At 68.5% G+C, this 14978-nt stretch carries 9 protein-coding genes; 6 read left to right on the forward strand and 3 right to left on the reverse strand.

Going from position 1 to position 14978, the window contains the following annotated elements; all coding sequences use genetic code 11:
• The first annotated feature begins 12 nt into the window (after positions 1-12).
• The 3 genes from recC to recD are packed head-to-tail and all read left to right on the forward strand — an operon-like array spanning position 13 to position 9273.
• Positions 13-3507, forward strand: coding sequence for an exodeoxyribonuclease V subunit gamma (gene recC / locus AC56DV_RS27740; protein ID WP_496317443.1), 3495 nt, complete (start codon positions 13-15; stop codon positions 3505-3507).
• The gene (gene recB / locus AC56DV_RS27745; RefSeq protein ID WP_496317444.1) at positions 3507-7295 is read left to right on the forward strand and encodes an exodeoxyribonuclease V subunit beta; all 3789 of its coding nucleotides are present in this window, start codon (positions 3507-3509) and stop codon (positions 7293-7295) included. Before recC ends, recB begins: the two co-directional genes overlap by 1 nt.
• Entirely contained in the window at positions 7285-9273 is a 1989-nt protein-coding gene (recD, locus tag AC56DV_RS27750; protein ID WP_496317445.1) for an exodeoxyribonuclease V subunit alpha, read from the forward strand. Before recB ends, recD begins: the two co-directional genes overlap by 11 nt.
• A 17-nt stretch (positions 9274-9290) precedes the next feature.
• On the opposite strand, the gene AC56DV_RS27755 is transcribed toward recD, so the two are convergent.
• A complete protein-coding gene (locus AC56DV_RS27755) occupies positions 9291-10166 on the reverse strand; it encodes a serine hydrolase (protein ID WP_496317446.1) in 876 nt (291 codons plus the stop codon).
• 204 nt (positions 10167-10370) lie between these two features.
• On the reverse strand, positions 10371-11405 hold the full coding sequence (locus AC56DV_RS27760; protein WP_496317447.1) for a sulfate ABC transporter substrate-binding protein: 1035 nt from the start codon (positions 11403-11405) through the stop codon (positions 10371-10373).
• Positions 11406-11593: 188 nt separating this feature from the next.
• Between AC56DV_RS27760 and AC56DV_RS27765 the strand changes: the two genes are divergently transcribed.
• Positions 11594-12121, forward strand: coding sequence for a GNAT family N-acetyltransferase (locus AC56DV_RS27765; RefSeq protein WP_496317448.1), 528 nt, complete (start codon positions 11594-11596; stop codon positions 12119-12121).
• A gap of 99 nt (positions 12122-12220) precedes the next feature.
• Here the strand turns inward: AC56DV_RS27765 and AC56DV_RS27770 are convergent, their stop codons facing one another.
• Positions 12221-13045: a class II glutamine amidotransferase gene (locus AC56DV_RS27770; protein ID WP_496317449.1), complete on the reverse strand. Its 825-nt coding sequence runs from the start codon at positions 13043-13045 to the stop codon at positions 12221-12223.
• Positions 13046-13276: 231 nt separating this feature from the next.
• Between AC56DV_RS27770 and AC56DV_RS27775 the strand changes: the two genes are divergently transcribed.
• Both AC56DV_RS27775 and AC56DV_RS27780 read left to right on the forward strand, forming a co-directional pair.
• Positions 13277-14149 (forward strand): EAL domain-containing protein, encoded by an 873-nt coding sequence (locus AC56DV_RS27775; RefSeq protein WP_496317450.1) that lies wholly within the window; start codon positions 13277-13279, stop codon positions 14147-14149.
• A 113-nt stretch (positions 14150-14262) separates the two neighbouring features.
• Positions 14263-14976 carry a YcbK family protein gene (locus AC56DV_RS27780; protein WP_496317451.1) on the forward strand — a complete coding sequence of 238 codons (714 nt, stop codon included), beginning with the start codon at positions 14263-14265 and terminating at the stop codon, positions 14974-14976.
• The last annotated feature ends 2 nt before the right edge of the window (positions 14977-14978 follow it).

The raw sequence follows: 14978 nt of genomic DNA on the forward strand, positions 1-14978 counted from the left end.
TACACTTCACCTATGGAATCAAGCATCACCCCAGGCCTGTTGATCCTGCATGGCAACCAGATGGAATTGCTGCGCGCGGCCGTATTCCAGTGGCTGCGCAACCATCCGCTGGCGCCGCTGGAATCGGACATCTTCCTGGTGCAGTCGAACGGCGTGGCCGAGTGGCTGAAGATCGCGCTGGCCGAAGAAATGGGCGTGTGCGCCGCCAACCGCGTGGCGCTGCCGGCGCGCTTCCTGTGGGAGACCTATCGCGGCATGCTGGGGCGCGACCGCGTGCCGCGCATTTCCGCCTTCGACAAGGGGCCGCTGACCTGGCGCCTGATGCGCTTGCTGCCCACACTGCTGGCCGACGAAGTGTTCGCGCCGCTGCGCCACTTCCTCGGCGACGGCGACCCGGAGCGCCGCCTGCAGCTGGCCGAACGCCTGGCCGACTTGTTCGACCAGTACCAGGTCTACCGCGCCGACTGGCTCACCGACTGGGCCGAAGGGCGCGACGCGCTGCGCACCGCGCGCGGCGAGAGCATGGCGCTGGCGCCGGACCAGAAGTGGCAGGGCGCCTTGTGGCGCGCGGTGATCGCCAGCGTGCCGGAACAGGAACGCGGGCTGGGCCGCGCCACCGTGCATACCGAATTCGTGCAGGCCGCCGCGCGCGGCGAACAGCCGCAGGGCAGGCTGCCGCGCCGCATCGTGCTGTTCGGCGTGTCCGCGCTGCCGTACCAGACCTTGCAGGCGCTGGCCTCGCTGGCGCGCTACACCCAGGTGGTGCTGGCCGTGCCCAATCCCTGCCGGTTCTACTGGGGCGACATCATCGAAGGACGCGACCTGCTGCGCTCCGCGCACCGCCGCCAGCAGCTGCGCAACGGCGTGGACCTGGGCCTGATCCCGCTGGAGGAACTGCACGCGCACAGCCACCCGCTGCTGGCGAGCTGGGGCCGCCAGGGGCGCGACTTCGTGCGCATGCTGGATGAATTCGATGTGGCGGCCAACGAGGCCGCGCAGCTGGCGCAGGAGCAGGGCGAAGGTGATGGCCATGGCGCCGTGGCGCCCTTGCGCGTAGACCTGTTCAGCGACGGTGACGGCGACACCATGCTGGCGCAGATGCAGGCCGCCGTGCGCGACTTGCTGCCGCTGTCCGACCACCACTACCCGCAGCCGCCGGACGAGGACCGCTCCATCGAGCTGCACGTGGCGCACAGCGTGCAGCGCGAAGTGGAAGTGCTGCACGACCAGCTGCTGGCCATGTTCGCCGCCGCCCAGCACACGGACCGTCCGCTGCGTCCGCGCGACGTGGTGGTGATGGTGCCGGACATCGACGTCTTCAGCGCCGCCATCCACGCCGTGTTCGCGCAGCACAAGCGCAGCGACCCGCGCTACATCCCGTTTGAAATCGGCGACGTGAACGACCGCAGCGTGAACCCGCTGCTGGTGGCGCTGGAGTGGCTGCTGCGCCTGCCGCAGCAGCGCTGCCGCCAGAGCGAGGTGCGCGACCTGCTGGACGTGCCGGCGCTGGCGGCCCGTTTCGGCCTGGAGGAAGACGACCTGCCCACGCTGGGCCTGTGGATCGAGGGCGCCGGCGTGCGCTGGGGCCTGGACCAGCAGCACCGTTCCGGCCTTGGCCTGGCGCCGGCCGGCGAGCAGAACGCCTGGATCTTCGGCGTGCGGCGCATGCTGCTCGGCTACGCCAGCGGCAGGGACACGGCCTTCAGCGGCATCGAATCCTATGGCGAAGTGGGCGGGCTGGATGCCGCGCTGGCCGGCTCGCTGGCGCAACTGGTGGAAGCGCTGCTGCACTGGCGCGCCCTGCTGGCGCAGCCGCGCTCCCCGGCCGAATGGGGCGTGCAGGCGCGCGCGCTGCTGGCCGCCTTCTTCAACGCCCGCGAGGAGGGCGACCGCCTGACGCTGGCGCTGCTGGACGACACTCTGAACCGCTGGCTGGAAACCTGCGAAGGCGCGGGCTTCGACGAAGCCGTGCCGCTGGCCGTGCTGCGCGAGTCGTGGCTGGGCGCGCTGGACGAGCCTACGCTGGACCACCAGTTCGTGTCCGGCGGCGTCACCTTCTGCACCTTGATGCCGATGCGCGCGGTGCCGTTCCGCGTGGTCTGCCTGCTGGGCATGAACGACGGCGACTTCCCGCGCCGCGCCCGCAAGGCCGACTTCGACCTGCTGGCGCTGCCCGGCATGGCCCGCCCCGGCGACCGCTCGCGCCGCGACGACGACCGCTACCTGATGCTGGAAGCCGTGCTGGCCGCGCGCGACAAGCTGTACATCAGCTGGGTGGGCCGCCACGTGCGCGACAACAGCGAACAGCCGCCGTCGGTGCTGGTGGCGCAGCTGTGCGACTACCTGAGAGCCGGCTGGAACGTGGACCTGGCGAAGCGCACCACCGAGCACGCCCTGCAGCCCTTCAGCCGCCGCTACTTCGAAGCCGGCGGCCTGCTGACCTACGCCGGCGAATGGCGCACCGCGCACAGCGCCGCCTCCGAGCCCGTCGCCGGCGTCGCCGCGCCTGATGCCGCCGATGCCGCCGCGCCTTCCGCGGCCGCCGGCATCCCGCCCTATGAGCTGGAACCCAATTTCCGCTTGCGCCTGAACAACCTGGCCAGCTTCATGCGCCAGCCGGTGCGCTACTTCTTCCGCCAGCGCCTGGGTGTGATGTTCGCCGAAGCGGCCGTGGTGGGTGAGGATGAAGAGCCGTTCGCCCTGAACGCGCTGCAGCGCTACCAGCTGGAAGACATGATGCTGGACGACAGCGGCGAACCCGAACCGATGGCCGACGTGCGCGCCAACCTGGTCGAACGCGCCGAACAGCTGGGCCGCGAAGGCCGCCTGCCGATAGGGTTGATCGGCAAGCAGGAGCAGGCCAAGCTGGTCGAAGCCCTGGTGCCGGTGCGCACCGCCTGGCTGCAGCTGTGCGCGCGCTACCCGCTGCCCGCGCCAAAGCTCCCGGTCAGCCTGGAATTCTGCGGCGTAGTGTTGGAAGACTGGGTCGACCAGTTGCGCAGCAACGGCACCGACAAGGTCTGGCTGGCGCAAATCTCGTCCAAGGCCGCCACCAAGTCCAAGGACGAATACAAGGGCCGTGGCGACAAGCTCATCCTCATGTGGCTGCGCCAGTTGGCAGCCGCCGCGCAAGGCGAATCCGTCACCGGCTACCTGGCCGCGCGCGACGTGATCGTCAAGATGGACCCGCTCGGCCTTGAGCCCGCGCGCGAAGCGCTGGCCCGCGTGGTCGCCATCTGGCGGGACGGCATGAACCGCCCGCTGCCCACCGCCTGCAAGACCGGTTTGGCGCTGGTGCAGGGCGGCGACCCGCGCGCCACCTACGACGGCGGCTTCGAAGTGAGCGGCGAGAACGAGGACTTGTGCCTGGCGCGCCTTTGGCCGGACTTCGCCGCGCTGGCCGCCGAAGCCGAATGGGGCGACGTCGCGCAGGAGCTCTACGGCCCGCTGGCCGAATGGATGGCGCAGCAGATCACCATCATGCCCATCGCAGGCGAGGACGAATAATGAGCTTGCTCGCACCACTGACCTTCCCGCTGCACGGTTCGCGCCTGATCGAGGCCAGCGCCGGCACCGGCAAAACCTGGACCATCGCCGCGCTGTATGTGCGGCTGGTGCTGGGCCACGGCGGCGAACACGCCTACCGCCGGCCGCTGCTGCCGGCCGACATACTGGTGATGACCTTCACCCGCGCCGCCACGCGCGAGCTGTCCAACCGCGTGCGCGAGCGGCTGCTCGAGGCGGCGGCCTATTTCCGTGGCCAGTCCGATAAGCAGGACGGCTACCTGGACGCGCTGCTCGAATCGTATCCCTCGCATGAAGAGCGCCAGCAGGCCGCGCACCGGCTGATGCTGGCCGCCGAGACCATGGACGAAGCGGCCATCTTCACCATCGACGCCTGGTGCCAGCGCATGCTGCGCGAGCACGCCTTCGACAGCGGCAGCCTGTTCGACGAGGAACTGGTGAGCGACGAAGGCGCGCTGTTCGAGGACGCCGCGCACGACTACTGGCGCCAGCATGTCTACCCGCTGAAGGAAGCCGCGCTGGAACAGTTGCTGGGCTGCTGGGCGGATGTGGAAGCGCTCAAGCGCAGCGTGCGAGAGCTGTCGCGCCGCAGCGAATTCATCGCCCAGGCGGATGGGGACCAGCTGGAGCCGCTGGACGCCCTGATCGCGCGCGTGCTGCGCTTCCAGCGCTCCCAGTTGCTGGAGCTGAAGCACGGCTGGAGCGAGCGCGCCAACCGCATGGAACAGTGGATCGCGCAGCAGCGCGAAGCCGCGCCCAAGTGCTTCAACGGCGTGAAGATGAAGCCGGAAACGCTGGTCAAATGGTTCGACGGCCTGCGCGCCTGGGCCCAGGACGACTACCAGGTCTTCCCCGACATCAGCGACACGGCCTGGCGCCGCCTGACCCCGGACGGCATCGCCGACGCCTGCTCCAAGGGTTACAGCCCGGCGGTGCCGGACGACTTCGAAGCCACCGCGCTGCTGGCGGCAGGCCTGAAAGAGATCGAGCCGCTGGCGCACCCGCTGTACCGCCACGCGGCAGCGGCCATCGCCCGCCGCATGGCGGAGCTGAAGCGCCGCACGCGCCAGTTCGGCTTTGCCGACATGCTGGAACGCCTGCGCGCCGCGCTGCTGGGCGAGAACGGCGCCGCGCTGCGCAAGCGCATCGCCGAGCAGTACCCGGTGGCCATGGTGGACGAATTCCAGGATACCGCGCCGATCCAGTACCAGATCTTCGACCTGCTGTACCGCGTGGCGGCCAACGAGCTCGAAACGGGCCTGTTCCTGATCGGCGATCCCAAGCAGTCGATCTACGGCTTCCGCGGCGCGGACATCCACAGCTACCTGTCGGCGCGGCTGGCCACCGAAGGGCGGCACTACCAGCTGGGGACCAACTTCCGCTCCACGGCGGCGCTGGTGGCGGCGGTCAACCAGGTGTTCCTGCACGCCGAAGGGGCGGCCCCCGGCGAAGGCCTGGCGCGCGGCGCCTTCCGCTTCCGCAAGGCCGACGGCAGCAACCCGCTGCCGTTCGACGCGGTGGGCGCGAACGGGCGCAAGGAGCGGCTGGTCGGCGCCATGGGCCAGGTGGAGGCGCTGACGGTGTCCTGCAGCGTGGCCGACGACATGAAGGCGGACGCCTACCGCGAGTTCTTCGCCTGGCACTGCGCGGAGCACATCACCTCCATGCTGAACGACCCGCGCGCCGGCTTCGAAGGCCCGGACGGCTTCAAGCGCCTGCAGCCGGCCGACATCGCGGTGCTGGTGCGGGACGGCAAAGAGGCGGCGGCGGTCCGGCGCGCGCTGCAGCGGCGCAAGGTGATCAGCGTCTACCTGTCGGACAAGGATTCGGTGCTGGAGAGCGAGGAAGCGGGCGACGTGCTGCGCTGGCTGTCGGCATTGGCCAATCCGCTGGACGGCGGCCTGGCGCGGGCTGCATTCGCCACCCGCACGGCGGGCCTGCCGCTGGCCGAACTGGCGCGCCTGTCGGCCGACGAACTGGCCTGGGAAGGGCGCGTGGAGCAGCTCAAGGCGCTGCACGTGGTGTGGCAGCGGCAGGGCGTGCTGGCCATGTTGCGCCGCTTCATCCACGAACTGAACCTGCCCGCCACCTTGCTGGCGCAGGCCGGCGGCGAGCGCAGGCTAACCAATCTGCTGCACCTGGCCGAGCTGCTGCAGTCGGCCAGCCGCCAGTTGGACGGCGAGCAGGCGCTGATACGCTGGCTGGCCGAGCAGGTGGAAGGCGGAGGCGAGGGCGGCGACGAACGGGTGCTGCGGCTGGAAAGCGACGCGGAACTGGTGCAGGTGGTGACGGTGCACAAGTCCAAGGGCCTGGAGTATCCGCTGGTGTACCTGCCGTTCGCCACCACGGCGCGCAAGGTGGACCGGCGCAACCGCAGCTTCTTCGAATACACCGGGGAAGACGGCAAGCGCAGGATAGACATGTCGCTGTCGGACGAGGCGCTGGCGGCGGCCGAAGCTGCGCGGCTGGAAGAGGACTTGCGGCTGCTGTACGTGGCGCTCACGCGGCCGCGCCACTTCCTGTGGCTGGGCGTGGCCGCGCGCGGCGCCAGCCTGCTGCATGATTCGGCGCTGGGCTATCTGCTGACCGGCGGCGAACCCTTGCCGGGGGCCGAACTGCTGGCGCGCTGGGAGCAGGTGAAAGGCGGCTGCGAGGCGATCTCGGTGCGCGCGCTGGAGCAGGCCGGCGCGCTCACCGTGTTGAACCGCGTCGAGCAGCGCCCGGAGCTGATCGACGCCCAGCGCTTCGAAGGCGACTTCGAACGCGACTGGTCGGTCGGCAGTTTCACCTCGCTGGCGCGGCGCGGCAATGCGCCCGGCGTCTACAGCGGCGCTCTGGCGTCCGTCCACACGGCGCCAACGGGCGAAGCTGCGCGCGCGGCGGCCGCCGGAGCCCATGCCGGCGCCGATACCGGGCCGGCGGGGCCATTCGACAGGCTGGCGGGCAGCCGCCACGTGCCGCGCAGCTCGGGCGAGGAGAAACTGCTGGAAGGCCTGGACGCGCCGCCCATCCTGCGCCCCGAGGACGCACCCTGGCACCGCTTCCCGCGCGGCTCGGTACCCGGCAACTTCCTGCACGAGCAGCTCGAGTGGATGGGCCAGGAAGGCTTCGGCGAGGTGCACGACCCGCACTTCGAGACCCGTTTGCTGCGCCGCATCGAGCGCGCCGGCTGGTCCAACCGGCAGGAGGACACGCTGGCCTGGCTGCGCGCCATCGCTACCACGCCGCTGCCGCAGCTGGGTGCTTCGCTGTCCGAGCTGGACGCCGTGCTGCCCGAGATGGAATTCTGGTTCCCCAGCGAGCGCCTGAGCACCGGCGCGCTGGACCGCCTGTGCCGGCGCCACCTGCTGCGCGGCGTGCCGCGACCCACGCTGCCGGAACGCCAGCTGCACGGCATGCTGAAAGGCTTCACCGACCTGGTGTTCGAACACCAAGGGCGCTACTGGGTGCTGGACTACAAATCGAACGCGCTGGGCGCGGGCGACGCGGCGTACCAGACGCCGTCGCTGGCGGCCGGCATGGCCGAGCACCGCTACGACATCCAGGGCGCCATCTACATGCAGGCGCTGCACCGCCTGCTGCGCAACCGCATGGGCGAGGCCTACGACCCGGCGCAGCACCTGGGCGGCGCCATCTTCTTCTTCCTGCGCGGCGTGGGCAACGCGCACACGCGCGGCTGCTACCTGCTGGAGCCGGAGGCGGCGCTGCTGGACGGGCTGGACGAACTACTGAACGAGGCACCACAGCTTGAACAAATCCATGAAACCTGACCCCCATGCGGCGACTCCGCAGGCAGCAGCACTGCAAGCCGCTGCGCTGCTGGAGCAGATCGACGCGCTGACCGAAGCGGGCCAGCTGCGCCGCCTGAGCGGCGCCTTCGCGCGCTTCGTCGGCTCGCTGGGCCACAGTTCGCCGCCGCTGATGCTGGCCTGCGTGCTGCTGTCCGAACTGGAAGGGCGCGGCCACAGCTGTTTGCTGCTGTCCGAGCTGGCCGGCGATCCGCGCGCGCTGCTGGGCTGGAACGAGGAGGACTGGAGCGCCTTGCGCAGCGCCGCCGGCCCGCTGCCCAAATCCGCCGCCGCCTGGCGCGCCATGCTGTACCAGTGCGAACAGGTGTGGCCGGTGCACGACCTGGACTTCCAGCAGCCGCTGGTGCTGGACGGCGAACGCCTCTACCTGCGCCGCTACTGGCGCGACGAAACCACGGTGGCGCACGCGGTGCGCGAGCGCGCCGCCACGCCGCGCCTGGTGGACGTGGGCCGGGTGCGCCACTGGCTCGACATCCTGTTCGACCACGTGCCGCGCGAGGGCGGGCCGGACTGGCAGAAGATCGCCTGCGCGGCCGCCTTGCGCAGCAATCTCGGCATCATTACCGGCGGCCCCGGCACCGGCAAAACCTACACCGTCGCGCGCCTGCTGGCGCTGCTGTTTGCCACGGCGGACGGCCTGCGCATTGCGCTGGCCGCGCCGACCGGCAAGGCCGCCGCGCGCCTCAAGCAGTCCATCGACCACGCGCTGGAAGACCTGGCCAAGCGCGTTCCCGAACTGCACCTGCCCGAACTGGCAGCCCGCATGGGCGCCGCGCGCACCCTGCATAGCCTGCTCGGCGCGCGGCCCGACACGCGCAGCTTCATCCACCACCGCGGCAACCCGCTGGACGTGGACGTGCTGATCGTCGATGAAGCGTCGATGGTGCACCTGGAAATGATGGCCGTGCTGCTGGACGCGCTGCCGTCCAACGCCCGCCTGATCCTGCTGGGCGACAAGGACCAGCTGGCGTCGGTGGAGGCGGGCGCCGTGCTGGGCGACTTGTGCCACGACGCGCAGGCCGGCGGCTACAACGCCGCCACGGTGGACTACATCCGCACCGCCACCGGCCAGGACATCCCGCCCGGCTTCCAGGGCCAGGCCGGTGCGCTGGCGCAGCAGACCGTGATGCTGCGCGAGAGCCGCCGCTTCGGCGGTCCGATCGGGCAGCTGGCGCTGGCCGTCAACGCGGGAGACGCGGCCGCCGCTCGGGCCGTGCTGGGCGCCGACAGCGGCGGCAAGCTGGCGTGGATCGACCCGGCGCAGCAGCAGGACGTGCTGCAGCTGGCCCTGTCCGGCCGTGCCGGCGCGGGCGGCGGTTATCAGGGCTACCTGCGCATGATCAAGGCCGCCGATGCCAGCCTGCTTGGCGCGGCGGGGCCGGGGCACGATGCCTGGGTGCTGGAGGTGCTGCGCAGCTTCGAAGCGTTCCGCATCCTGTGCGCGGTGCGCGAAGGGGAGTGGGGCGTGACGGGGCTGAACGAAGCCATCGAGCAGCGGCTGGAAGCGGCCGGGCTGCTGCGCAAGCGCAGCGAATGGTATGTGGGGCGGCCGGTGATGGTGACCCGCAACGACTACGGCACCGGCGTCTTCAACGGCGACATCGGCCTGACCCTGCCCGACCCGGCGCGGCCCGGTTCGCTGCGGGTGTACTTCAGCGAAGGCGCCAGCATCCGCAGCGTGCTGGCCACGCGGCTGCGCCAGGTCGAAACGGCGTTCGCCATGACGGTGCACAAATCGCAGGGATCGGAGTTCGCCCACACGGTGGTGGTGCTGCCGCGCGAAGGCGGCGCGGTGCTGGCGCGCGAACTGGTCTACACCGGCATCACGCGCGCCAAGGAATACTTCACGCTCTGCACGCCGTCGGCGGCGGTGCTGGACACCGCCATCGCCCAGCGCACCCAGCGCGCCAGCGGCCTGCGCGCGCTGATCAGCTCTTGATCAGCGCATAAGCGGCATCAGGAAGCGCGGCGGCGGCGCGGGTTCTTGGTGGCCGGCGCCTTTTTGCGGCTGGAGGCGCGCATCACGCGCGGCTTGGTCACTTCTTCCGCGCCGGAGATGAAGCGGCGGATGTTGAAGGCGTCCATCAGGCGCGCCGAGTTGGCCTTGGCGTTGAGCAGCACCACGGTGGCGTTCTTGCCGGCCGAGGTGATGCGCATGATCAGGCAGCGGCCCGCTTCTTCGGTGTAGCCAGTCTTGGACATGCCGATGTCCCAGCCCTTGGCGCCCACCAGGCGGTTGGTGTTGTGGTACTCCACCTTGCGGCCCTTGATGTTGATGATCTCGTTCTTGTCGGTGGTCATGCGGCGGATGGCGTCGTACTTGGACGCGGCGGCGGCCATCTTCACCAGCTCGGCGGCGGTCGACTTGTTGTTCGGCGACAGGCCGGTGGGCTCTTCGATCACGGTCTGGGTCAGGCCCAGCGCGCGGATCTTGGCGTTGACGGCGGCCTTGAAGGCCGGCGTGCCGCCCGGATAAGTGCGGCCCAGCGAGGCGGCGGCGCGGTTGTCGGAGGACATCAGCGCCAGCTGCAGCACTTCGCCGCGCGGGATGGTGGCGCCCACCGGCACGCGTGAGGTGCTGTGCTTGAGGGTGTCGACGTCCACCTTGTCGATTTCGATTTCCTCATTCATGTCCTGCTTGGCGTCCAGCACCACCATGGCGGTCATCAGCTTGGTCAGCGAGGCGATCGGCACCACCGCGTTGGCGTTCTTTTCCACCAGGATTTTGCCGGTGTCGTCTTCGACCACCAGCACCGACTGCGAGCCGAGCGGCAACGCCATAGCGGCGGCGCTCAAGGACATCAGCAGGGCTGCTACTGTTTTCTTGATCATTTTTGTCTTCGGAATGAGAGGATTCGGGCGGGAACGGCGGGATAGAAGTTTACTATCTATGCGGCAACGTTTCCCCAGAATCGACAATACAGGAAATCGGGTAACTCGTCTATTGAATGTGAGGCGCACGGCTCTGCAGGACGAAAAAAAAGCCCCGCAGTGCAACTGCGGGGCCGGGATGGGGCGAAAACGCTTAGCTAAACATTATTTCGTGGCGTAGATCTTGTCGAATTCGCCACCGTCGTCGAAGTGCTTCTTCTGGGCTGCGCGCCAGCCGCCGAACACCGTGTCCACGCTCAGCAGCGTGATCGGCTTGAAGGTAGCCGCGTACTTTTTGCTCACCGCTTCCGAGGTCGGGCGCAGGTGGTGCTTGGCCAGGATTTCCTGGCCGGCGTCCGAGTACAGGAAGTTCAGGTAGGCGGTCGCCTCCTTGCGCAAGCCGCGTTTGTCGACCACCTTGTCCACCACCGCCACCGGCGATTCTGCCAGGATGGAGACGGCCGGGTAGACCACTTCGAAGTTGTCGCCGAACTCGCTGGCCACCAGCTTCACCTCGTTCTCGAACGTCACCAGCACGTCGCCGATCTGGCGCTGGGTGAAGGTGGTGGTGGCGGCGCGGCCGCCGGTGTCCATCACCGGCACGTTCTTGAAGATCTTGCCCACCAGCTCGCGCGCCTGCGCTTCGGTGCCGCCTTTTTTCAGCACCGAGCCCCACGCGGCCAGGTAGGTGTAGCGGCCGTTGCCGGAGGTTTTAGGATTCGGGATCACCACCTTCACGTCCGGCTTGGCCAGGTCGGTCCAGTCCTTGATCTGCTTCGGGTTGCCCTTGCGCACCAAGTAGACCACGGTGGAGTAGAACGGCGCGGCGCCGTGCGGGAACTTGGTTTTCCAGTCCGCCGCCACCAGGCCTCGGTCCGCCAGCAGGTCCACGTCGTTGGCCTGGTTCATCGTCACCACGGACGCTTCCAGGCCGTCGGCCACCGAGCGCGCCTGCTTGGACGAGCCGCCGTGCGACTGGTTCACGGTCAGGGTGACGCCGGTCTTCTTCTTGTAGTCGGCGATGAAGGCCGGGTTGATATCCTTGAACACTTCGCGCATCACGTCGTAGGAAACGTTGAGCAGCACGGGGTCGGCGGCCCAGGCGTTGCCGGCCAGCGGCAGCGCGGCTGCGGCCACGGCGGCGAGGAAGAAACGGCGTGGCAACTTGCCTGCACCTAATACGGAAATTTTCTTAGACATTATGGGCTCTCGTAAAAAACATATATGCATGGTCTATAATTCGGCCCGGAAAAGATACGAATTTTTTGTAATATGCTTAGACCGGACAGGCGTCCGCCGGGGCGGATGCCTGGGCTCCGACGGTTTTTCCGGTGCTGGTGTATAGTCGGCCTGTGACGCCGTGCGGCGGGTAATTTTTTTGAACACACATGAGTCTTGAAATTCGTATTGCTGCACCGGATGACGCTTTTGCAGCGTGCAATGTGCTGCGCCGCTCCATTACCGAGTGCTGCGTGCTCGACCATAAGAACGACCCCGGCATCCTGGGCGCATGGCTGGGCAACAAGACGCCGCAGACCGTGGCGAGCTGGTTCGAATCCCCGACGAATTATTGCGTGGTGGCGCTGAAGGACGGCGATGTGATCGGCGTGTCGCTGCTGACCGGCGCCGGCAAGCTGGCGCTGTGCTATCTGCTGCCGGAGGCGCGCGGCCAGGGCGCCGGCAAGGCCATGCTGGCCAAGGTGGAGGAAACCGCCTGCAACTGGGGCGTGAAGGCGGTGCAGCTGCACAGCACGGCCACCGGCGAGGAATTTTTCGCCAGCCAGGGCTATATCCGCTCCGGCCACGTCCGTTCGCCCTACGGCGTGGACACCATCTTTTTCTGGAAACAACTCGACCGCAGCGCCGAGCCGGACACCAGCCAGCGCAAGCGATTCTGCAACTGCAACTCGGCCTGAGCCGCCTTCCCATGCCCGACAGTCGCCCGCCAGGATATTTTCCCGGCCACGCTGTGGTTCGCCCTGGCTGCGCCGCTGGCGGCGCGGCATGCCCTTGCCTCAGCACATGGCGCAGGCCTGGCCCTGGCCGGCGGCGCGGCTGCCGTGCGCGGTGAGCGCGGCGCCGTCCTGCACCTTCCCATCCACGAACATCTTCAGTTCGCCCGGCACGAAGGCCAGCCAGCGCTCGTTGGACGTGAGCGGCTCGGTGGCGATGACGGCCATGCGGTCGTCCACGCCGTTATGGTTGCGGAAATCGATGCTGCGCTCGCAATCGACCAGGCTGGCCACCGAGAACGGCCAGGCGCGCGCCACATAGTGCAGCTGCGTGGAGCAGTGCGCGAACAGGGTTTCGCCATTCGACAGCAGGAAGTTGAAGCTGCCGTGCACGGCGATCTCCGCGCTCAGCTCGGACACCGCGACGTACAGCGCGCGCCGGCTGGGCGCGGCGCTGAAGCGGTCCGCCAGGCCGGACAGCAGGTGGCAGAAGGCGCGCTCGCTGTCGGTGTCGCCGCCCGGCGTGTAGGCGCCGGTGTCCGGATGGAAGCCTTTCAGGTCGCCGTTGTGGGCGAAGGACCAGGTTTTGCCCCACAGCTCGCGCGTGAACGGATGGCTGTTCTCCAGCGCCACGCGGCCCTGCGTGGCCTTGCGGATATGGGCCACCACATTGCTGGCCTTGATGCGGCGGCGCTTGATCTGCTCGGCCAGCGGCGACTCGATGGTGGAACGGTGCTCGGTGAACAGGCGGCAGCCGCGCTTGGTATGGAAGGCGATGCCCCAGCCGTCCTTGTGCTCGCCGGTGCGGCCGCCGCGCTCGGCAAAGCCGGCGAAGGAGAAGCGCAGGTCGGCTGGTTTGCTGCTGTTCATTCCTAGTAACTGGCACATGGCGGCGGCGCGTTGAGCGGGTGGTGGCGGATGAGCTTACGATACGGGCGCGCCGCCGGGACGGGAACGAATCTTTCGGCATATGCATATACGCAACTTGTGCCTGCGCTTTCATGCGGAATCCGCATATGGAACGGTGAAACGATTCGTTCTGGCGCTGCCCGGGCTCGGTTAGTCTGCGGGTTTTGCAACCCAACTCTTGCAGCCTAACCTTGCAGCCTGGAGCACCGAATGACCTATCCCGTACTGAAGCAATACCTGGCCCGCCTGTCCGGGCAGGGCAGCGCAGGTCCGAACGACAGCACCAGCATCTGGCTGGACGCGGACGGCCGCGCCCAGGGCCGCTTCTTCAACTGCACCATGACCAGCGCCTTCCAGCCGGTGCGCGAGCTGGGCCAGGGCCGGCCGGTGGCGTACGAGGGGCTGGCGCGCAGCGTGTCGGCGGCGGACCAGGGCCTGTCGCTGTGGAAGCTGCTGGACCACGCGGCCAGCGACGACGAGTCCATCGAACTGGACCGGCTGTGCCGCATGCTGCACGCGATTAACTTCTTCCGCCAGGACGACAGCGGCGGCGCCGACCTCCACCTGAACGTGCATGACCGGCTGCTGAGCGCCGTCAGCAGCAATCACGGCTACGCTTTCCAGCGCATCCTGGACGCGCTGGACTTGCCGATAGGCCGCATCGTGCTGCTGTTGCCGCCGGTGACCGCGCAGCAGGGCTGGCTGCTCAATTACGTGGCCGACAATTACCGCCGCAACGGCTTCCGCTTCGCCGTCAACGCCGCCAGCGCGCGCGAGGGGCTGCATCTGCTGGAGCGGGTGCGGCCGGACGTGGTCCGGCTCGATGCAGGCAGCCGCGCCGACGAGGGCAACGTGCTGGAGTTGCTGGAGCAGGCCCGCCAGGCCGGCGCGCGCGTGGTGTTCAAGCGGGTGGAGACGGCGCAAGCGCTGCTGGCGCTGCAGCGCATCGGCGAGGGGGCCGGGCAGGCTTTGCTGGCCCAGGGCTTGCTGCTGGATGCGCCGCGTACCGCGTTGGCGGGTTACGACGCTTCGGACCCGGCGGCCCCCGCCAGCCCGCCCTGCGGAACCGGGGCGGGTGCGTAGAAAGCCATGGCGCGGCTTAAATTTTTCTTAAACCTGCGTCGTATACTTAAAGAGGTTTCTCAACTCCCCCTGCTATACGCTATAGTAATCAATATCGTTACACTGGAATCGCTATGGCTACCCGCAGGAATTTTTTACAGACAGGATTCGGCCTGACAGCCGCAAGTTTCATCGGCGCGCCGCTGCTCGGCTGCGCGTCGCCGCCGGCCAAGGCGGTGGCCAAGGCCAAGCCGGCGGTGCAGCCCGCTGCGCAGCCGGCCATCCAGCTGGCTTCGGCGGCGCCGCAGGCCGACCCGAACCTGGAACCGCCGCCGGACATTTTCGACGCCCAGCTGCTGGACATGGAATTCTGGCTCAAGCCGCGCACCATCAGCGTGATCCGTCCGGCCAGCGGCGAGAAAGCCAGCCTGCTGTACTGGAAGGACGGCGAGATGATCGACGCCGCCTACCAGGAGCTGTGCCATTTGCTGCGCGACGTGAACGGCAAGGAAACCGCGCCGATCGATCCCAAGCTGCTGGAAACGCTGTGGGGCACGCAAGCGTTCGTGGCGCGCTACGGCATTGAAAGCCCGGTCGAGATCCTGTCCGGCTACCGCACGCCGAATTCGAACAACAAACTGATCGAGCAGGGCGTGCCGGCCGCGCGCCAGTCGCTGCACATCCTGGGCCGCGCGGCCGATATCCGCATCCGCAACCTGAACGCCGAAGTGCTGGGCGGACTGGTGCGCAGCTTCCGCCAGGGCGGGGTCGGCTATTACTACCGCAACACCCCGCAGGGCGGCTGGATCCACGCGGACACCGGCCTGAAGCGCACCTGGAAAGGCTGACG

The sequence above is a fragment of the Massilia sp. BGA-UO-ETr-WB1 genome (assembly GCF_059567845.1).